Genomic DNA, 320 nt, shown 5'->3' with positions numbered 1-320 from the left:
CGACGCTGGTGGTGCCGGTTTCGGGGTCGGTAGCGATCACGGTGTCACCGGGCTTGACCTGTTCGATGGGTTTGGTGGTGCCGTCGGCCATCAGGACGTTGGTGCCGGGGGCGAAGCTGTTGCCAGGGTCCTCGCAGGAGTTGCCGCCGCTGGATCCGCCGTTGGAGCGGGTGCTGGCGCCGGTGTTGCCGCCGGGTTTGGAGCTCGCCTTACCGCTCCCGCCTCCTCCTGCGCTGGCCCGGCCGCCGCCTCCGCTGCTGCTGGCGGTGGAGGCTTTGGGGTTGGTTTTGGCCTGGGCCTGTTTCTGGACGGGGTTGCCG

1 protein-coding gene is annotated in these 320 nt (G+C 69.7%); it reads right to left on the bottom strand.

Going from position 1 to position 320, the window contains the following annotated elements:
* Positions 1 to 320: hypothetical protein (locus ACFHWT_RS31535; RefSeq protein WP_416598363.1), on the bottom strand; the 320-nt coding region annotated here is incomplete at both ends.

Origin of the sequence: Micromonospora sp. LOL_021, from assembly GCF_048060215.1 — a bacterium.
Classification (GTDB): domain Bacteria; phylum Actinomycetota; class Actinomycetes; order Mycobacteriales; family Micromonosporaceae; genus Micromonospora_E.
The sequence above is the reverse complement of the archived record's forward strand: the minus strand, read 5'-3'. Positions and strand labels throughout refer to the sequence as shown.